Source organism: Dyella sp. C11, from assembly GCF_003121485.1.
GTDB lineage: Bacteria > Pseudomonadota > Gammaproteobacteria > Xanthomonadales > Rhodanobacteraceae > Dyella.
Window position 1 is genome coordinate 23,911 of sequence record NZ_QAVX01000028.1, and the last position, 18,152, is coordinate 42,062.

The 18,152-nt window shown below is 64.2% G+C and carries 17 protein-coding genes; 7 read left to right on the forward strand and 10 right to left on the reverse strand.

Annotation, left to right across the window (positions count from 1 at the left end; genetic code table 11):
- Positions 1-156: 156 nt before the first annotated feature.
- From DK366_RS19535 to DK366_RS19555, 5 genes are all read left to right on the forward strand, one after another.
- Complete coding sequence (locus DK366_RS19535) at positions 157-1,716, forward strand: peptidase S10 (RefSeq protein WP_109127231.1); 1,560 nt, start codon at positions 157-159, stop codon at positions 1,714-1,716.
- Positions 1,713-3,410: an acid phosphatase gene (gene acpA / locus DK366_RS19540; RefSeq protein ID WP_109127232.1), complete on the forward strand. Its 1,698-nt coding sequence runs from the start codon at positions 1,713-1,715 to the stop codon at positions 3,408-3,410. The genes DK366_RS19535 and acpA overlap by 4 nt, the downstream gene beginning before the upstream one ends.
- 191 nt (positions 3,411-3,601) lie before the next feature.
- Positions 3,602-3,919, forward strand: a complete 318-nt coding sequence (locus DK366_RS19545) for an EF-hand domain-containing protein (RefSeq protein WP_109127233.1) — start codon at positions 3,602-3,604, stop codon at positions 3,917-3,919.
- A 1,039-nt stretch (positions 3,920-4,958) separates the two neighbouring features.
- On the forward strand, positions 4,959-6,821 hold the full coding sequence (locus DK366_RS19550; RefSeq protein ID WP_109127234.1) for a M1 family metallopeptidase: 1,863 nt from the start codon (positions 4,959-4,961) through the stop codon (positions 6,819-6,821).
- A 75-nt stretch (positions 6,822-6,896) separates the two neighbouring features.
- Positions 6,897-7,904 (forward strand): alpha/beta fold hydrolase, encoded by a 1,008-nt coding sequence (locus tag DK366_RS19555; protein WP_109127235.1) that lies wholly within the window; start codon positions 6,897-6,899, stop codon positions 7,902-7,904.
- Positions 7,905-7,952: 48 nt separating this feature from the next.
- On the opposite strand, the gene DK366_RS19560 is transcribed toward DK366_RS19555, so the two are convergent.
- From DK366_RS19560 to ttcA, 8 genes are all read right to left on the reverse strand, one after another.
- Positions 7,953-8,531, reverse strand: coding sequence for an isoprenylcysteine carboxylmethyltransferase family protein (locus DK366_RS19560; RefSeq protein ID WP_109127260.1), 579 nt, complete (start codon positions 8,529-8,531; stop codon positions 7,953-7,955).
- A 257-nt stretch (positions 8,532-8,788) separates the two neighbouring features.
- A complete protein-coding gene (locus DK366_RS19565; protein ID WP_109127236.1) occupies positions 8,789-9,361 on the reverse strand; it encodes a hypothetical protein in 573 nt (190 codons plus the stop codon).
- Entirely contained in the window at positions 9,358-9,705 is a 348-nt protein-coding gene (locus DK366_RS19570; RefSeq protein ID WP_157956628.1) for a hypothetical protein, read from the reverse strand. The genes DK366_RS19565 and DK366_RS19570 overlap by 4 nt, the downstream gene beginning before the upstream one ends.
- Before the next feature lie 8 nt (positions 9,706-9,713).
- Positions 9,714-10,391, reverse strand: a complete 678-nt coding sequence (locus tag DK366_RS19575; RefSeq protein WP_109127238.1) for a sigma-70 family RNA polymerase sigma factor — start codon at positions 10,389-10,391, stop codon at positions 9,714-9,716.
- A 68-nt stretch (positions 10,392-10,459) separates the two neighbouring features.
- Positions 10,460-11,230 carry a SprT family zinc-dependent metalloprotease gene (locus DK366_RS19580; protein ID WP_109127239.1) on the reverse strand — a complete coding sequence of 257 codons (771 nt, stop codon included), beginning with the start codon at positions 11,228-11,230 and terminating at the stop codon, positions 10,460-10,462.
- 185 nt (positions 11,231-11,415) lie between these two features.
- Positions 11,416-12,333, reverse strand: a complete 918-nt coding sequence (locus DK366_RS19585) for a recombination-associated protein RdgC (protein WP_109127240.1) — start codon at positions 12,331-12,333, stop codon at positions 11,416-11,418.
- 155 nt (positions 12,334-12,488) lie between these two features.
- On the reverse strand, positions 12,489-13,688 hold the full coding sequence (locus DK366_RS19590) for an amino acid aminotransferase (RefSeq protein ID WP_109127241.1): 1,200 nt from the start codon (positions 13,686-13,688) through the stop codon (positions 12,489-12,491).
- A 4-nt stretch (positions 13,689-13,692) separates the two neighbouring features.
- A complete protein-coding gene (gene ttcA / locus DK366_RS19595; RefSeq protein ID WP_109127242.1) occupies positions 13,693-14,580 on the reverse strand; it encodes a tRNA 2-thiocytidine(32) synthetase TtcA in 888 nt (295 codons plus the stop codon).
- A gap of 99 nt (positions 14,581-14,679) precedes the next feature.
- Here ttcA and DK366_RS19600 point away from each other — a divergent pair, with 99 nt between their 5' ends.
- Both DK366_RS19600 and DK366_RS19605 read left to right on the forward strand, forming a co-directional pair.
- Positions 14,680-14,886, forward strand: a complete 207-nt coding sequence (locus DK366_RS19600) for a DUF465 domain-containing protein (protein WP_109127243.1) — start codon at positions 14,680-14,682, stop codon at positions 14,884-14,886.
- 19 nt (positions 14,887-14,905) lie between these two features.
- The gene (locus tag DK366_RS19605) at positions 14,906-15,502 is read left to right on the forward strand and encodes a GNAT family N-acetyltransferase (RefSeq protein WP_109127244.1); all 597 of its coding nucleotides are present in this window, start codon (positions 14,906-14,908) and stop codon (positions 15,500-15,502) included.
- A 106-nt stretch (positions 15,503-15,608) separates the two neighbouring features.
- On the opposite strand, the gene pssA is transcribed toward DK366_RS19605, so the two are convergent.
- Complete coding sequence (gene pssA, locus DK366_RS19610) at positions 15,609-17,003, reverse strand: CDP-diacylglycerol--serine O-phosphatidyltransferase (protein ID WP_109127245.1); 1,395 nt, start codon at positions 17,001-17,003, stop codon at positions 15,609-15,611.
- 114 nt (positions 17,004-17,117) lie between these two features.
- Entirely contained in the window at positions 17,118-18,149 is a 1,032-nt protein-coding gene (locus DK366_RS19615) for an HlyD family secretion protein (RefSeq protein WP_109127246.1), read from the reverse strand.
- Positions 18,150-18,152: the final 3 nt, after the last annotated feature.

The following is an 18,152-nucleotide window of genomic DNA, read 5'->3' on the forward strand; positions in this document are numbered from 1 at the left end:
CGACGGCCTCTCATGGCCGTCATCCCCGCGCAGGCGGGGATCCAGCGCCTTGAGGCGTTGAACGAAAGGCACTGGATTCCCGCCTTCGCGGGAATGACGGTGAGGACAACAACATCATCGCCAGCTTCGTGGCACGGTTTTCAGGAAATCAGTGACATGCGTACGATCTCAATCGCCTCACTCGCCTTCGCCATCACCCTGGCCCTGGGCACGCTTCCGCTCCACGCCGCCGACACCCCCAAGGACGCCCCCAAATCCGAACAGGGCGACAAGGACAAGAGCGCCGACGACAACACACAGCCGACACCACCCGAACACGCGTCCGTCACCAAACACAGCGTGCGCGTAGGCAACCGCACCATCAGCTACACCGCAACGGCGGGACGCCTCACCATTCGCGATGAGAAGGGCAAGCCGACGGTGAGCTTCTTCTATGTCGCGTACACGGCGGATGGCAGCAAGGACAAGAAGCGCCCGGTCACGTTCTTCTACAACGGCGGTCCGGGCTCCTCATCCATGTGGCTGCACATGGGTTCATTTGGCCCGGTACGCGTGGCCAACGATGGTGACAAGCCGATTCCACCCGCGCCCTATCACTGGGTGCCGAACGACCAGAGCCTGCTCGACAAGACCGACCTCGTCTTCATCGATGCGCCGGGCACGGGTTACTCGCGACTCGTCGGCAAGGCGGAAGGCAAGGATGTGTGGGGCGTGGACCAGGACGCGGATGCGTTCACCAAATTCATCACGCGCTATGTCAGCGTCAACAATCGCTGGAACTCGCCCAAGTTCCTGTTTGGCGAAAGCTACGGCACCACGCGTTCGGCGGTGCTGGTGAAGTCGCTGCAGGACGCAGGCATGGAGTTCAACGGCGTCGTGCTGATGTCGTCCATCCTCGATTTCTCCGTGGCGGCGCCCGGCATCGACCACGGCTACGTCGTCAATCTGCCCACGGAAGCGGCCATTGCCTGGTATCACAACAAGGTGCCGAACAAGCCCGCGGACATCAAAACCTTCCTTGCCGAGGTGCGCCGCTTTGCGTCGGGTGACTACACGCTGGCACTGGCCAAGGGCGATGCCATCGACCCGGCCGAAGCCGATCGCGTGGCCAACCAGATGAGTCGCTATCTTGGCCTGTCGCCGCAGTACATCAAGGAAGCGAACCTGCGCGTGAATCCCAGCCGATTCCGCAAGGAACTGCTGCGAGACCAGCGATTGACGGTCGGACGTCTGGACGGCCGTTTCCAGGGCATCGACCCTGACGCCGCCGGTGAAACGCCTGATGGCGACACTGCCAGCGACGCCATCACGGGCGCCTACGTGGCCGCGTTCAATCAATATGCGGCGAACGAGCTGAAGTTCACCGACGATCGCGCCTACCTTCCCAACAACTACGGCGCCATCGGCCGCAACTGGGACTGGAAGCGCAAGAAAAACGGCGGCTGGTTGCAGGCCACCTATGTGGGCGACGACCTGGGCGACGCCATGCGCCGCAACCCGCATCTGAAGGTATTTTCCGCGAACGGTTACTATGACCTGGCCACGCCGTTCTACGCGACCGAGTTCGACCTGACCCATCTCGGGCTGGAGCCGGCGGAACGCAAGAACGTCACTTACGGCTTTTATCCTTCCGGTCACATGATCTATCTCGATCAGACTTCGCTGGAAGAAGCGAAGGCCGACCTTTCCCGTTTCTACGATGATGCCGCACCGTGAGTAAGCTCAATCCCCCGCATTCCCCCGATACCGACGATCAATCACCCGAAGACCCCTCGCGCCGCCGCCTGCTTGGCGGACTGGCGTTGGGTGGCGCGGCCCTGGCCATCGGTGGCACCGAAGCTCTCGCCGCCGCTGGCAAGGGCACGGCGTCGTCTGTCGCGCCCGCCGCCATCGACGAAGCACTGCGCAAGCAGGTTCAGCAGGTGGTGGTGATCTATCTGGAGAACCGCAGCTTCAACAACCTGTTCGCCAACTTCCCCGGCGTGGAAAAGCCGCTCAGCGCGCTCAAGCCCGAGGAATACCTGCAGCGCGACCGCGACGGTTCCGTGCTGAAAAACCTGCCGCCGATCTGGCACGGCATGGCGCCGCACAAGCAGACGGTGAACCACCGCGACTACCAGGTGATGCAGGAAGATCTGCTCGGCCTGCCGAACGCGCCGTGGGCACTGCGCACCGGCAGTGGCGAACCGCTGCCGCACGGCGTGGTGACGCGTGACTTGGTGCATGCGTTCTACGAGAACCAGCGCCAGATCAACGGCGGCAAGAACGATGGCTTCGTCGCCTGGGGCGATACCGGCGCCATGGTGATGGGCCACTACGACGACAGCGCATCCAACCTGCGTCTGTGGCAGCTCGCGCGCCAGTACACGCTGTGCGACAACTGGTTCATGGGCACGTTCGGTGGCTCGTTCCTCAACCACCAATACCTGGTAGCTGCGCAACCGCCGTTCTATCCCGATGCGGACAAGAGCCCTGCGCAGTTCAACATCGCCGTGACCGAAAGCGGCAAGGCGGACGATCCGCGCCTGAAGCTTTCCCACGAATCGCCCACCAGTGCGATGGAAGGCAAGCCGAAGTTCGCTTCGCGCAGCCAGCTCACGCCCGACTTCTGGGCCGTGAACACCATGATGCCGCCGTACCAGCCGACCAGCACGCAATCGGGCAAGAACCCGCTGCTCGCCGCGGGAGACAGCCCCAATGCGTTGCCGCCGCAGGTGCACAAGAACATCGGCGACATGCTTTCCGCCAAGAACGTGGATTGGGCGTGGTACGCCGGTGCGTGGCAGATGGCGCTGGATGGCAAGGGCGACGGCGACGAACACCAGTTCCCGCAACGTCCGAATTTCCAGATCCATCACCAGCCGCTGAACTACTTCAAGAGTCTCGCGCCCGGCACGGAAGCGCGTGCAAAGCACCTGCGCGATGGCGGCGTGGGCGAAACGTCGAAGACGAATCGCTTCATCGCCGATATCGAAGCCAATCGCCTGCCCGCCGTGAGCTTCTACAAGCCGCAGGGCGATCTCAACATGCACGCCGGTTATTCGGACGTGGATACGGGCGACCGTCATGTCATGGCCATCGTCGACGCCTTGCAGAAATCGCCCTCGTGGAAACACACGCTGCTGGTCATCACCGTCGACGAAAACGGCGGCTGGTGGGATCACGTGGCACCACCCAAGGGCGACCGCTGGGGACCGGGCTCGCGCATTCCCGCGCTGGTCGTGTCACCGCTGGCCAAGAAGGGCCACGTGGATCACACGATCTACGACACGGGCTCCATTGCGCGTTTCCTCACGCGCCGTTTCGGCCTGGAGAAACTGCCCGGCCTCACCATGCGCGAAGAGGCCATGATCGCCGCCGGTGGCCCGCCGCCCGGCGACCTGACCAACGCGCTGGATCTCGGCGTGTAAACCGGAACCCCTCTGTGGGAGCGCACCCTGTGCGCGACAGTCCTTGCCTGAGGGTGAGGCCAGTCGCGCACAGGGTGCGCTCCCACAAGGAAAAATGCGCGAGATCCGACACGGCGCCGGGACTTCGCACGAACGATCCGCTCACATGCCCGGTGACATACTCCGCCCGCCATTCTAGGGAGAGAGTCACCATGCGCCACCATGCTCTGCTTTTCGCCGCACTCGCCTCACTTGCTGCCTCCGCTGCCTATGCGCAGTCGGGACTGGGCAATATCGCCAACCAGGCGCAGATGCAGCTGAAGAACTTCGACATTGCCGACAAGAACAAGGACGGCTTGTTGACGAAGGAGGAAGCCGAGAATGGCCCGGTACCCTTCATCCGCGCGCACTTCGACGCCATCGACAAGAATCATCGCGGCGCGGTGTCGAAGCAGGATGTGATCGAGTATGTGCAGTCGTTGCAGCGAGGCCGGTCGGCAGAACCAGCGGCCGCAGCTTCGACGCATTGAGGCTGTGAGTTGCTGGCGCCGAGCGCGCCACGACGAGGCACTCAACGAGAGTCGCACATCACACACGCAGCCCGACTTAACTCCCTCTCCCCGCTGGGGAGAGGGTTGGGGTGAGGGGTCAGCCCCGCGATACCTTTCCCGTCTCTGTAGGAGCGCACCCTGTGCGCGACAACCTCACAACGCGATACAGCGACACGGCGCGGTCGCGCACAAGATGCGCTCCTACAAGGGAACGTGGCGACATGGATCGAGGCGCGGGCAAGCCCTGAGTGTCGCTTTCGCTTTTTGCTTTGGCTCTTTCCCGGGGGCCCCGTATGACAGCGGCGGGCGGGTGAAGGATCAGCCCGCAGGGTGGCTGGCATGGATGCCAGCCAGTTTGTCGTCAGGGCAGGATGCCCTGTCGACAAACCCCGTAACCCGCACGCGAACCTGGAGGCCGAAGGCCGGAAGGCGCGTCATCCGGGGTGCCCTTCTCTTTGGTTACTTTCTGACGCGAAGCTAATCCCCGTGGGACTTGGGCAAGCAAGGGAAAGTGACCCGGCCTCCGGCAGGAGGTCGGAAGCCCGCGGCAGGCGAGCCAGGTTGCGGAGAAGCTGCAATCGAGCGACAAGCCAAAGGCAAAGTCACTGGATTACCGGCCTGTGGGCCGTTGAAAAGCGCCTCCGGCCTACGCCGGGATGACAGTGAGGGGATAGCGAGGTCATCGCAAGAATGGCCGTAGGCGCAGGAAACGTGACCGCGAGCACCTTCCCCTTACCCCAACCCTCTCCCCAGAGGGGAGAGGGAGCAAAAGCAGGCACGACGAATAGAAAGGGTGAGGCTAGGTTGACCCCTCACCCCAACCCTCTCCCCAGAGGGGAGAGGGAGCAAAAGCAGGCACGACGAATAGAAAGGGTGAGGCTAGGTTGACTCCTCACCCCAACCCTCTCCCCGGCGGAGACAGGGAGCAAAAAGCGGCGCCGGCGGGGTGACCATCCGCACCCGCGGCCACCACCCCACCAATGGCATACTCGGGATTCCCGCTTTTGGAGTTCCCCCGATGCGCCCGTTCCACGTCCTCGCCTTCGGCGCCCTCGCGCTGCCGCTGAGCGCCTTTGCCGCTGATCCGCATTCCTACGCCCAGCCCGACCAGGTCCGCGTGACTCATCTGGACCTGGATCTGAAGGTCGATTTTCCGCACAAGGAACTCGACGGCCAGGCCACGCTGAAGCTGGACTGGAAGGACCCCAAGGCCCAGTCGCTGGTGCTCGATACCCGCGACCTGAAGATCGCCAGCATCGAAGGCATCGACGCGGCCGGCAAGGCGAGCGCGCTGAAGTACGCGCTGGCGCCGAGCGACAAGGAGCTGGGCAGCAAGCTCACCATTGCCACGCCGCAGCATCCGGCGCAGGTGCGCATCACCTACTCCACCGCACCGACGGCATCGGGCCTGCAGTGGCTCACGCCGGAACAGACGGCGGACAAGAAGCTGCCCTTCATGTTCTCGCAGTCCGAATCCATCCACGCTCGCTCGTGGGTGCCGCTGCAGGATTCGCCGGCCATCCGCTTCACCTACAACGCCCGCGTCACCGCACCGAAGGATGTGCGCGTAGTGATGAGCGCGCTCAATGATGCCAACCATCCGCTCGATGGCAGCTTCAGCTTCAACCAGCCGCACCCGATTCCCTCGTACCTGCTCGCCATCGCGGCGGGCGACATCGCGGCGAAGGAAACCGGCCCGCGTTCGGCCGTCTATGCGGAGCCGAGCATCGTCGGCAAGGCGGCGAAGGAATTCGAGGACACTGAGAAACTGATCAAGACGGCTGAAACCTTGTACGGCCCGTACGCGTGGGGTCGCTACGACCTGCTGGTGCTGCCGCCGTCGTTCCCGTTCGGCGGCATGGAAAACCCGAACATGACGTTCGCCACGCCGACGCTGCTGGTGGGCGACAAGAGCCTGGTGTCGGTGATCTCGCATGAGCTGGCGCATTCGTGGTCGGGCAACCTCGTCACCAGCGGCGCATGGCGCGACATCTGGCTCAACGAGGGCTTCACCACCTACGTGCAGGGCCGCATCACGGAAGCGGTGTACGGCAAGACGCTGGCCGACGAGGAAGCACTGATTTCCGCGCGCGGCCTGCAGAAGTCCATCAAGGACAACGCCATTCCGGAAAATGCGCAGCGTCTCGCACCCACGCCCGGCATCGGCGCCGACGACTCGATCTCCGAAGTGCCGTACGACAAGGGCAGCTGGTTCCTGCGTACGCTGGAACAGCGCTTTGGCCGCGAAACGTTCGATGCGTACCTGAAGGGCTATTTCGCGCACTTCGCGTTCCAGAGCATCACCACGGAACAGATGCTCGATTACCTGAAGGCGAATCTGTTCGACAAGAACCCGGGCAAGATGAGCTGGGATGAAGTGAAGCAGTGGGTGTACGACCCGGGCATTCCGAAGGATGCACCGCTGCCGGATTCGCCGCGCTTCAACGCGATCGACAAGGAGCGCACATCCTTCCTTGCCGGCTCGCTCGCCGCCGACAAGCTCGATGCGAAGGGCTGGAACACGCAGGAATGGATGTACTTCCTCGATGGCCTGCCGGACGTGACGCCGCTGGACAAGATCAAGCAGATCGACGCCGCGTGGCATCTCACCGGCACGCCGAATGCCGAGATCGGCATGCGCTGGTACAGCCATGCCATCGCCGCGGGTGACAAGGATGTGTGGCCGGCAGCTGCCGAGCACATGACGCGCATTGGCCGCCTGTATCTCACGCTGCCGCTGTACAAGGCCTTCGTGAAGACGCCGGACGGTCTCGCCTACGCGCAGCAGGTTTATGCGAAGGCCAAGAGTGGCTACCACCCGCTGACGCAGCAGGCTGTCGAGTCGATCTTCGAGAAAGCGAAGAAGAACAGCAGCAAGTAAGCCGCACGCGCGCCTCCTTGCAAAAGGAGGCGCGCGACGCCATCGATAGCCGCGTTCCCCATTACTGGTTTGCTTATGGCCACCAAGAAATCGACGACCGTCACCACGCCCGCCTCGACGCGCCCGCTCTGGCAGCGGCTTGCCTTGCGGCGATTGAAATTCCTCGGCGTCGTGGCGCTTGTGCTCGTCGTCCTGCTGGGTGGTTCCTACCTGTTCGCGCCGCAGTGGCTGATGACCGCCGACTTCAAGCGCCAGGCCATGGCCGCGCACGTGGAAAAGCATTCCGTGCAGGTGGGCGACACCAAATGGGTGTACTACGAAGGCGGCGAAGGTCCCACCATCCTGATGCTGCACGGTTTTGCCGCCAGCAAGGAGGTGTGGCTCAAGCAGCTGGAACTGCTGTCGCCGCATTTCCACGTGATCGCGCCTGATCTCCCGGGCTGGGGCGAATCCACGCGCGTGGATGGCGCCAGCTACAACATCGATGCACAGGTGGCACGCCTGCAGGGCTTCATCGATACGCTGCATCTGGGCAAGGTGATCTTGGTCGGTCACTCGATGGGCGGCGCCATTGCCGGCGTGTACGCCGCTGAGCATCCCGATCACGTGGCCGAACTGGCACTGCTCGATTCGTTTGGCCTGAAGTACAACGAGAACGACTTCTCGCGCCTGGCCATGTCCGGCACGAATCCGTTCGTGTTCGACAACCGCGAGCAGTTTGCGAAGGCCACGGGGTGGGCATTCGTGAAGCCGCTGGATATTCCTGGCCGCTTCCAGGACGTGCTGATCAAGCGCAACCAGGACAGCCGTGCCTTCATCGACCGCACGTTCACCGAGCTGCGCGATCCGTCGCAGTACCTGTCGCTGCAGAATCGCCTTGACCAACTGCAGATGCCGGTGCTTGGCATGTGGTGCCACGACGACAAGATCATCGACGTATCCGCGCTGGACAACTTGCGCAACGGCCTGAAGAACGCCGGCGCCATCAGCACCAGCATGCTGATGGGCTGCAACCACATGCCCATCGTCGAGAAGCCGGACGAGACGGCGCGCATCATCACGCAGTTCGCCCTTTCGCACTGAAGCAACAGGCCGGATGGCGTTCAGCCATCCGGCCCGTGACGTCCATTGTTACAGCACGCCCGGAATCAGCGCCTTCGTTCGCAGCATGTACTGCTCGTAGGCGGCACCGAAGCTCTCCCGCATCCAGCGCTCTTCCAGTCGCAGCTTGAACCAGAACGACGCGGCCACGATGGCGACGCAGATCAATCCGCGCCATTCGCCAATGGCCATCGCCGTGCCGAAGAACGCCAGCAACAGCCCTGTGTAGATCGGATGGCGCACGAAGCGATACGGGCCACGTTGAATCAGTTCGTGGTCCTGCTTCACCTGCACCACGGAGCTCCAGTTGCGCCCCAGCACGTAACGCGCCCAGCACGCGAACGCCACGCCGATCCATGTGACAAGTGCGCCGAGCAACGCCGTTTCCAGCCATGCGGGATACATGCGCTCGCCCAGCCATGAGGCGCGAAACCACTGACCGGGGCCGATCAACCACACCGCGACGGCCAGCGGCAGCCAGTACTTGAGGATGCGAGGCAACACGCTCTCGCCACGCTGCGCGTTTTTCACGCGCCGCCATCCCCACAACCAGTACAGCCCGAACACCAGCCAGGCTGTCTTGATGATCCCTTCAATCGGTAGTTCCATGACCATTCCCCTCGTGGATGGATTGCCAAAGACTCGGGTCTGAGCGGCGCGACGGCAAGTGACAGCCGTCACGCGGTCTTTGTGCATGTCTTAGACGTTTGGCCACAAAAGCAGCCGAATGAAACAGGAAAGAAGCAAAGGAACCGTGCAGCTCCCTCTCCCCTGCGGGCGACCCGAAGGGGAGAGGAAGTAAAAGCGCTCAGCGCTTTCGCTCGAACCAAATCCTTCTCGCGCCCAAAGCTTTCAAGAATGCGAACTTAGCGCGAGAAATCCATGTTCACTGGCGCAGCGGGCAGCGTGTGAGGCTGTTTGCCGGTGGTCGGCACGGTCTTGTCGACCACGTCGAAGGCAAGTCCGTCGGCCCATACCTCGCCCTTGTTCTGCAGCAGCAGGCCAAAGGCGATGTCGCGCGCCTGCTCGGGCACATCCAGCACCACGTCGAAATGCTGCCACGTCTTGTCGCCCTGCGGGGCACGGTCGTCCATGTTGTCGAAGGCCACCGACTTCCTGTCGGCGCCATCCACGCGCATCCACAACTGGCCCTTGCCGGCATCCTTCGTGCGCAGGTAACCCGAGAGGCGTACGCGCTTGCCCTGATAAGTGGACGCATCGATGGTCTGCATCAGCGTGGCGAAACCGGCGCTGTCGGCCTTGGCGCGAAGGAACGCGCTGGTAGCGCCCGAAGTGCGCGTGGATGATTCAGTACCGGTGTCAAAATCGCTGGAAGGCGCACCGTTGACGTACATGAACCAGCCGGAAGGCGTGGCTGCGTGTGCGGCACCCGCAAGCCCGGCGGCGAGCAACATCGCTGTCGCGAAGAGGTTCTTCATGGAGCATTCCTTGTCGTGTGCTGAAGCGGTTCGCTGGTGACGTTGAGCAGGAAGCGGTCGACGTCGCTGGGTGGTGGCGTGACGTCCATGCGCAGGAGTTCGATGCGGGCTACGCCGGCGTCGTAACCCGCCATGGCGTGGCCAGCGGGCGCAGGGCGGTCGAATGAAACGTGCGTGCCCGCCCAGAGCAGCACCGACGCTGCCATGGCGGCAGGCCACATCGCGCGGCGATACCAGCGGCGCGACGACGCTGCGTTGTCGGCCGCGCGCAGGATGCGTGCATCCACGATGGGCGAAGGGGCTTCGTGCGATGCCTTGCGGTACGCGCCGAGCAGATCGTCCATGTCCTCGCTCATCGCCATGGCTGCAAGGCCTCGCGCAGTTTCTGCTGCGCGTAGCGCAGGCGGCTTTTCACGGTTTCGCGGGTGGTGCCCGTGGCCATGGCGATGTCCTCGAGCGAGAGCTCGCCCTCGGCCTTCATCAGGAACGCTTCGCGCTGCGGCAATGGCAGCGCCTGCACGGCGTCGATCAGGGCCTTGCCGAGCGCATCGTTGTCCAGGTGCCGGTCGGGCGCGTGCAGCAACGGTGCCGCCTGTTGCTCCAGCACATCGTCGCTGTTGTCGTATGCATCCACGGCATCGGGCGCGTGGCGACCCAGCACGCGCCAGCGATCCGCCGCGCGACGATGCGCAATGCCGAACAGCCATGCAGCGAAAGGTGCGCTGGGTTCGTAGCGATCCTTGCCATGCACCACGGCCATCCAGACATCCTGGAAGACTTCCTCGGCCTCGCTGGCCTTGCCGGCCAGGCGCAGCGTGTAGCGATGCAGCTTTTCCCGGTAGCGGGCGTACAGGACGCGAAACGCGTGGGCATCGCCCTGGCGATAGCGCTGCATGCATTCGGCATCGGTCATCGCCGAAGTCTCGGCGATGCGCTCGACGTGCGGAGGGTTCAACTGCGACTGGACATGCGCCAGCGCTTGCGCGCAGGCCTGCAACCAGTCCGTAGGCAGTGCAGTGGCAACCGACATGGCGTCCTTTCCCTGAGCGATACATCCATGATCGCCGGGAACGCGCCAATGGGGTTAAAGCGTGTGTCTCAATCGGCCACGTCGGCGATGAGTCGGTCCAGCTCGGTCTTCAACCAGGCGCCGTTGAGGCGCAGCCAGTCGCGCTGTTCGCGCCATTCCGGAAACAGGCCTTCCACCTGTTGCCAGAAGCGTGGCGCGTGGCTGCGTACTTTCAGATGGCACAGCTCATGCGCCAGCACGTACTTCAAGGCGTTCGGCGGAGCCAGTGCCAGCGCGAGATCGAGGTTGATGCGGTCACGCGTATCGAGGCTGCCCCACAGGCTCTTCATCGGACGCACGCGCAAGGCCGTCGGCGCCAGGCCCAGTTGCGGCACGTAGGTGGCGATCCAGCGCGCCACATCGCGACGAATCTGCTGTTCGAAGTACGAGGCGAGCAAGCCACGCGCCACCGGTAACGCGCGTGTATGCGGACGCGGAATGATCAAGGTCAGCGTGCCTTCGCCGGCTTCGACGCGCGGATACGGACCTTCCGCCCAGTCGAGCTGCACGGTTTCGCCACGCAGCGGAAATTCGGTGGGCGTACCCACGCGAAGCGGCGGCAACGGTTTGACGATGAGGTGCAACTCATCGAGCTTGCGTTCGAGCCAGTCGGCGTGATGACGAAGGAACGCACTCACCTGCGCCGGATGCGTGCCGTGCGGATACGACACGCGCGCGCCCTTGGGCGTCACCGTCAAACGCAATCGACGTGCGCGCGGGTGGGCGGACTTGAGCACACGAATGGTGCTGCCGCTTGTGGTGGCCAATTCCAGCCAATCGCCTTCTAAGTGCTGCGTCATGTCCCCGCCCTAACTGCTTGGCGTCCAGGCCGACCAAATCCAAAGGGGAACCAGTGTCCCAGAGGAGATGTGGGGGGAGCATGCAGGCTTCGCAAGACGAGCCCATGACCATACGCGCCGACCATACGCCCTGTGCGTATGGTGCTGAGCCTGCTGGCGCTCACGGGCGCCAGCAGGGCTCCGGCTCAGGCCTCGGCGGGACGCGGCAGGCCGAACCACTCTTCCAGCTTGCCCAGCAGACGCTCCAGCTCCAGCGTGAGGAGGGCGAAGGTGGCATCGGCCTCGGCAGCGGCGTCCGGGTGGCTGTCGCCCAGCTCTTCGGTGACCACGTCCAGGAACTTCAGCTTGCGGACGATCCGATCCTCGCCCAGCACGAAGCTCATGCGCTCATCGAAGGTGAGACCCAACTGGAACACCTGCTTGCCGTTGCGAAGGTGCTCCTTCACTTCCTCGCCGTCCAGGTCCTGGCGGCGACACTTGGCGATGGCGCCGGTGGCCGTGGCGGGGTCGCGCAGCTCCACTTCGTCGCCCAGCGCCAGCCCGGCCGGCAGGTTGCCGTTGGCGAGCCAGTCGGTCATGAGCACGCGCGGGCCTTCTTCCGGCGCCAGCGGGACGGCCGGGAAGCTGCCCAGCGCCTCACGCATCTGCGTGAGCGTGTTCTCAGCGGACTTGCGACTGGAGGTGTCCAGCACCAGCCAGCCGTTTTTCTTGTCCACGTAGGCACGCTGGCGCGAGCTGCGGATGAAGGCGCGCGGCACCAGTTCGTTGAGCACGTCTTCCTTCAGGCGCTTGCGCTCGCGACCGCCGACCTTGCGGCCTTCTTCTTCGGCGATTTTCTGCACACGGCGGTGAAGTTCGTCGTTCACCACGGCGCCGGGGAGCAGCTTGTCCTCGCTGCCCACGGTGACCATGGTGCAGGCATGCACCACGTGGGTGAGCGCGGCTTCGTCGCCACGACCCACCGGCGGCACGAAACCCTTGGTACCCATTTCCATGGGACCGCAGGGGCGCAGGCGGTAATCGCCCAACACCTCGTCCAGGCGGTTCAGGTCATCGGAAACGTGGGGGGAAAAGCGGAACAGCGTGAGATTGCGGAAGAACATTCGGTACCTGTGCTTTATGCCGTCATTCCGGCGCAAGCCGGAATCCAGCGCCTCAGAACCTGAAGCGGCGGGGTTGCATCATCGATGTGCCCCGCACCTGGATCCCGGCCTGCGCCGGGATGACGAGTAGGAAAGTTTTGGCTTTGGCTTGGCGATCAGCGACTCACCGCCGCCACCGCATTCACCACCGTGTCCAGATTCGCACGGTTGAGCGCTGCAACGCAGATGCGGCCGGTGCCGACGGCGTAAATGGCGTATTCCTCGCGCAGGCGGTCCACCTGTTCCTTGGACAGGCCCGAGTAGGAGAACATGCCCGCCTGCTCCTGGATGAAGCCGAAGTGCGAGGCGCCCACGGCAGCCAGCTTCTCGACCATGCCGGCACGCATCGCGTGGATGCGCTCGCGCATCTCACCCAGCTCCTGCTCCCACATCGCCTTGAGTTCGGCGCTGCCGAGCACGGTCGAAACCAGCGCGCCGCCGTGGGTGGAGGGGCTGGAGTAGTTGGAACGGATGGTGCGCTTGACCAGCGACTGCACGCGCAGCGTTTCCTGGCGGTCCTTGCCCACCACGGACAGGGCGCCCACGCGCTCGCCGTATAGCGAGAACGACTTGGAGTACGAATTGGCGACCACGAACGCGTCGATGCCGGAGGCCGCGAACAGGCGAACGGCGGTGGCATCGGCGTCGATGCCGACGTCGAAGCCCTGGTAGGCCATGTCGATGAAGGGCATGAGGCCGCGGTCCTTCACCAGGTCCACCACCTGCTGCCACTGCTCGGCGTTCAAATCCACGCCGGTCGGGTTGTGGCAGCACGCGTGCAGCAGCACCACGGTGCCCGGCTCAAGCTTGCCGAGATCGGCCAGCATGCCGGCGAAATCCAGGCCGTGCGTGGCGGCGTCGTAGTAGGCGTAAGTCACCACGTCGAAACCGGCAGAGCCGAACACCACGCGGTGGTTTTCCCAGCTCGGGTTGCTGATGGCGATGGTGGCCTTGGGCAGGATCTGCTTGAGCAGGTCCGCGCCAATGCGCAGCGCGCCGCTGCCACCGATGGTCTGCGAGGTCGCCACGCGACCGGCGGCCAGCAGCGGCGAGTCTTCGCCGAACACCAGCTTCTGGGTGGTGAGGTTGTAGGCCGGCATGCCGTCGATGGGGAGATAGCCGCGCGGCTTGGCTTCCTGCGCGAGCTTCTGCTCCACCTGCTGCACGGCGCGCATCAACGGGATGCGGCCCTGCTCGTCGTAATAGATGCCCACGCCCAGGTTGACCTTGTTCGGACGCGTATCGGCCACGAAGGCCTCGGTGAGACCCAGGATCGGATCGCCCGGGACCATTTCAACGGATGCAAAGAGAGACACGGCGTTACTCGGCTGATTCGTGAGAAAGAGACGACTCGTCCGGCGAACCGGCAAGCCACTGGTGCGCAGCGGCGCGGGCGACACCTTCGCGTGCGCCAAGCGACGCGAAGTCAAACAGGTTGCGGTCGGCGAGCTGGGACGGTGACACGCTGCCCAGCGCGCGGAAGATGTTCTCGGCACGGCCGGGCTGGGTGGTTTCCCAGTCCTCCATCATGCGCTTTACCGCCTTGCGCTGCAGGTTTTCCTGCGACCCGCAAAGATTGCACGGAATGATGGGAAATGCGCGTGCCTCGGCGTATTGGGCGATGTCGCTTTCCTTGCAGTACGCCAGCGGGCGGATCACCACGTGGCGGCCATCGTCCGAACGCAACTTGGGCGGCATGGCCTTCAGCTGCGCCTGGTAGAACAGGTTCAGGAAAAACGTGCCCAGGATGTCGTCGCGATGATGTCCCAGCGCGATCTTGGTGACGCCGTTGGCCGCTGCCCAGTGGTACAGCGCGCCGCGCCGCAGGCGCGAGCACAGGCTGCACATAGTCTTTCCTTCCGGAATGACGCGCGTGACGGTGGAATACGTGTCCTGCTCGATGATGTGGAACGGCACGCCGCGCGCGGCGAGGTATCCCGGCAGCACATGGGCGGGGAACCCTGGCTGCTTCTGGTCCAGGTTAACCGCGACGATCTCGAAGCGCACGGGCGCCCTGGCCTGCAACGACAGCAGGACATCCAGCAGCGTGTAGGAATCCTTGCCCCCGGACAGGCACACCATCACCTTGTCGCCGTCCTCGATCATGTTGAAGTCGGCAACGGCCTGGCCTACCTGATGGCGCAGGCGCTTGGCCAGCTTGGCGGCCTCGTGGTGCTGCTTGCGGATGGCGTCGGGCTGGGCGGACATGGATCGTTCGGAGCGAAGTGGCCCCCTATTGTAGCGACCTGACCGCCCCGGGTCCGACAGCGCTACACTGGCCGGGTTTTCCGCCGCCGTGTCCCCATCATGCAGGTTCAGGACCAAGCCGAGATCGCTCACATGCTGGCTGAATTGCGGGTCGAGCACCGCGATCTCGATGTGGCCATCGAGCACCTGGCCGTATCGCTGAGCCGCGACGAGCTGCAGCTCACCCGGCTGAAGAAGCGCAAGCTGCTGCTGAAGGACCACATCGCACGGCTGGAAAGCAAGCTCATCCCCGACCTGGACGCCTGACGTCCCTCCCGGAGCGCCGATGTCCGTGCTGACGCCTGTCGTGCTGGAGGACGCCTTCGTCGCCCTCGAACCCCTGACGTCCGACCACGCTCCCGCCCTCGAAGCGGCGGCGTCAGACGGCGAACTGTGGAACCTGTGGTTCACCAGCGCCCCGGCGCCAGGCGAAGCCGCCGGCTACATCGCCAAGGCGCTGGCCGGCCACCAGGCCGGCCTGATGCTGCCGTTCGTCGTACGCGAGAAAAGCAGCGGCGAGATCGTCGGCACCACACGCTTCTACGACTTCGTGAACGATCCACGCCGCGTGGCGATCGGCTACACGTGGTACGCGAAACGCTGGCAGAAAAGCCATCTCAATACCGCGTGCAAGCGCCTGCTGCTCAGGCATGCGTTCGAAACGCTGGGCTGCGTGGCGGTGGAATTCCATACCGACCACCGCAACCTCGATTCACAACGCGCCATCGAGCGCCTGGGCGCACAACGCGAAGGCGTACTGCGCAACCACAAGCGACGCCCCGATGGCACGCTGCGCAACACGGTGTGCTTCAGCATCATCGACAGCGAGTGGGCCGATGTATCGCGCTGGCTGTCACTGCGACTGGAACGGCTGGCCAGCTGACATTTCCCCGTGTGGGAGCGCACCCTGTGCGCGACAGCAGCCTTCAACCTCAACGCTTCGCTGGGTTGTCGCCCACAAGTGGGCTCCTGCAAAAGCGATGTTCTCGTCAGAGCAATCGCCCCAACAGGCGATCCAGACGCACACGCCGCAAACGCTTCAGCAGCTTGCGTACTTCCGGCGGATAACTGCGCGCGCCCGGCAGATCACGGTAATGCGCGACACGCGTTGCGCATTGACGCAACCGCTGCCATTCCGCTTCATGCTGTCCGGTGAGCTTGCCCCACGGATCGCGCAGCAGCAGGCCGTTTTCCAGATCCAGTGCCCAGGCGCGCGGGTTGAGGTTGTTGCCGGTCAACACCGCGGTCTCGTCGTCCACGAACAAGCCCTTGAGGTGGTACGTGTTGTCGCCATCGCGCCACAACCACAGGTTGAGCTGGCCATGGTCGATGGCGCGCTGATGCGAGCGGGCAAAGCGGCGCAGGTTGGCTTCGTACAGATAGGGCAGCAAGCCGATGCGGCTGAAAGGCTGCTCCGGCGGAATGTAGAAATCGTTGGCGGTCTTGTCGCCCACCATGATGTCCAGCTGGCAACCGCGACGAAGCAACTGGCCGATGACCGCACGCACGGGACGCGGCAGATTGAAGTACGGCGTCAACAGGATCACGCGCTTCTGCGCACGCCGCAGCAAGCCGAGCAGCGTTTCGTTGAGCGCATTGTCGTTGCGGCCAAAACCCGCCAGCGGAATCACCGTGATGTCACCGTGGCGCGGCACTTCGCTTTCGCCCACGTACTGCGCTTCCTGCAGCGACTGGCGCAACCGGCGAATCGGCTCCTGCAGATCGCGCGAACGCGGTTGCGGCAGATGATCCAGGCGCGGCACGGCGTCGCTGCCCTGGAATTGGCCGTCCACATAGGCCGCCATGCTGTCCGCCAGCGGCTTGTGGCGAATCACGTGATAGCGATCGAGACGATAGCGGCCGTGCTTGGCCAGATAGACATCGTTGAGGCTGGCACCGCTGTAGAGCACGGTGTCGTCGATGATGAAGCCTTTCAGGTGCAGCACGCCAAACAGCTCACGCGTCTGCACGGGCACGCCGCGTATCACCACGCCGTCGCCGAAGCGCTCGGCGAATTTGCGGTACATCGCCGCATTGCCTTCGCTGGTGCCCTTGCCGATAAGCCCGCGACGCGCGCGATGCCAGTCGACGTACACCTCGATGGAAAGATCCGGGCGCACGCTGCGCGCACCGTGCAATGCTTCGAGCACTTCGCGGCCGGCATCGTCGTCCTGCAGATACAGCGCCACCAGCACAATGCGTCGATGCGCCTGCGCAATCAGCGAGAGCAGGGTTTCCCGAAACGCTGCCGGACCTTCCAGCGTGGTGATCGCTTCCGGCGGCACGGCGAAATTCACGTGGCCGGACAAGTCGAGCGCACGCCGCCGACGCGGCGAAAACAGTCGGCGGGCGATGCTGCGTGGCGAGGGAAGCGGTCGATTCATGCGGACATGGTAATCAACCGGACTTGAATGGTGGAGCGCACGCTTGGCGCTTCGGCGCCGACGCCGTCAAGGCGATGTCGGCGCCGTGTGCACAAGCCGTGCTTTGACAGGGACTTACTGCGTGGCAGCGTGTTCCTTGTCGAGCACGCGGCGCGGCTGCACGTCGATGCTCACCGTCATGCCGGCGGAGAGGATCAGCCCCTTCGGCTCGCTCGCCTCATCGATGTCCACGCGCACCGGTACGCGCTGCGCCAGGCGCACCCAGTTGAAGGTGGGATTGACGTCGGCCAGCAGGTCCTTGCCGGTGGGGTTGTCGCGATCGGTGATGCCGCGCGCCACGCCGGTGATGTGGCCCTTGAGCTTGATGCCGCCGCTGAGCATGCGGATATCCACCGGATCACCCACGCGCAGGTGCGGGAGCTTGGTTTCCTCGAAATAGCCGTAGATGTAGTAGCTGTGGCGATCGATCAGCGCCAGACGCGGACTGCCGGTGGCGGCGTAGTCGCCCACGCGCACGTCGAGGTTGGTGACATAGCCGTCCACCGGCGCGCGGACTTCCGTGCGCTCCAGATCGAGCTTGGCGCGATCCACCGCCACCTGCGCCTGTACCACGGCGGCTTCGGCCTGCTGGCGCGTCGCGTGTGCCTGGTTGCCGCTGGCCTGCGCCTGTTCCCACACCGCACGCGCAGTAGCGGCAGCGGACTTGGCGTCGGTGCGTTCTTCCTTCGGCACCACGTCGGCCAGCTCCTGGCGACGCTGCGCCTGCTCCTGGCGCATCTCGTACTCGGCCTTGCGCGCGGTGGCGCTGGCAAGCACCGCATCGATATTGGCACCCGCGGCGATGGCGGCAGCCTTGGCCGCGTTGAGGTTGGCTTCCGCCTGCGCCAGCGCGATGTGGTAGCGCTCCGGATCGATCTCGAAGAGCACGTCGCCCTTCTTCACTTCCTGGTTGTCGATGACCGGCACGCGCGTCACCAGGCCGGAGACATCCGGTGCGATGCGTATCACTTCCGCGCGCACGCGACCGTCGCGTGTCCAGGGCGAATACAGGTAATGCCGCCATAGCGCATGGCAGAGCACCAAGGCCACGATGACGACAACCGCGGTGATGGCGAATCGGAGCAGGGCTTGGGGTTCGAGTTTCATAGG

Excerpts from the sequence above, each read along its gene's own strand:
- DK366_RS19535 (WP_109127231.1), top strand. The coding sequence starts at position 157 with ATGCGTACGATCTCAATCGCCTCACTCGCCTTCGCCATCACCCTGGCC.
- DK366_RS19545 (WP_109127233.1), top strand. The coding sequence starts at position 3,602 with ATGCGCCACCATGCTCTGCTTTTCGCCGCACTCGCCTCACTTGCTGCC.
- DK366_RS19550 (WP_109127234.1), top strand. The coding sequence starts at position 4,959 with ATGCGCCCGTTCCACGTCCTCGCCTTCGGCGCCCTCGCGCTGCCGCTG.
- DK366_RS19555 (WP_109127235.1), top strand. The coding sequence starts at position 6,897 with ATGGCCACCAAGAAATCGACGACCGTCACCACGCCCGCCTCGACGCGC.
- DK366_RS19560 (WP_109127260.1), bottom strand. The coding sequence starts at position 8,531 with ATGGAACTACCGATTGAAGGGATCATCAAGACAGCCTGGCTGGTGTTC.
- DK366_RS19565 (WP_109127236.1), bottom strand. The coding sequence starts at position 9,361 with ATGAAGAACCTCTTCGCGACAGCGATGTTGCTCGCCGCCGGGCTTGCG.
- DK366_RS19570 (WP_157956628.1), bottom strand. The coding sequence starts at position 9,705 with ATGGACGATCTGCTCGGCGCGTACCGCAAGGCATCGCACGAAGCCCCT.
- DK366_RS19575 (WP_109127238.1), bottom strand. The coding sequence starts at position 10,391 with ATGTCGGTTGCCACTGCACTGCCTACGGACTGGTTGCAGGCCTGCGCG.
- DK366_RS19580 (WP_109127239.1), bottom strand. The coding sequence starts at position 11,230 with ATGACGCAGCACTTAGAAGGCGATTGGCTGGAATTGGCCACCACAAGC.
- DK366_RS19585 (WP_109127240.1), bottom strand. The coding sequence starts at position 12,333 with ATGTTCTTCCGCAATCTCACGCTGTTCCGCTTTTCCCCCCACGTTTCC.
- ttcA (WP_109127242.1), bottom strand. The coding sequence starts at position 14,580 with ATGTCCGCCCAGCCCGACGCCATCCGCAAGCAGCACCACGAGGCCGCC.
- DK366_RS19600 (WP_109127243.1), top strand. The coding sequence starts at position 14,680 with ATGCAGGTTCAGGACCAAGCCGAGATCGCTCACATGCTGGCTGAATTG.
- DK366_RS19605 (WP_109127244.1), top strand. The coding sequence starts at position 14,906 with ATGTCCGTGCTGACGCCTGTCGTGCTGGAGGACGCCTTCGTCGCCCTC.
- pssA (WP_109127245.1), bottom strand. The coding sequence starts at position 17,003 with ATGAATCGACCGCTTCCCTCGCCACGCAGCATCGCCCGCCGACTGTTT.
- DK366_RS19615 (WP_109127246.1), bottom strand. The coding sequence starts at position 18,149 with ATGAAACTCGAACCCCAAGCCCTGCTCCGATTCGCCATCACCGCGGTT.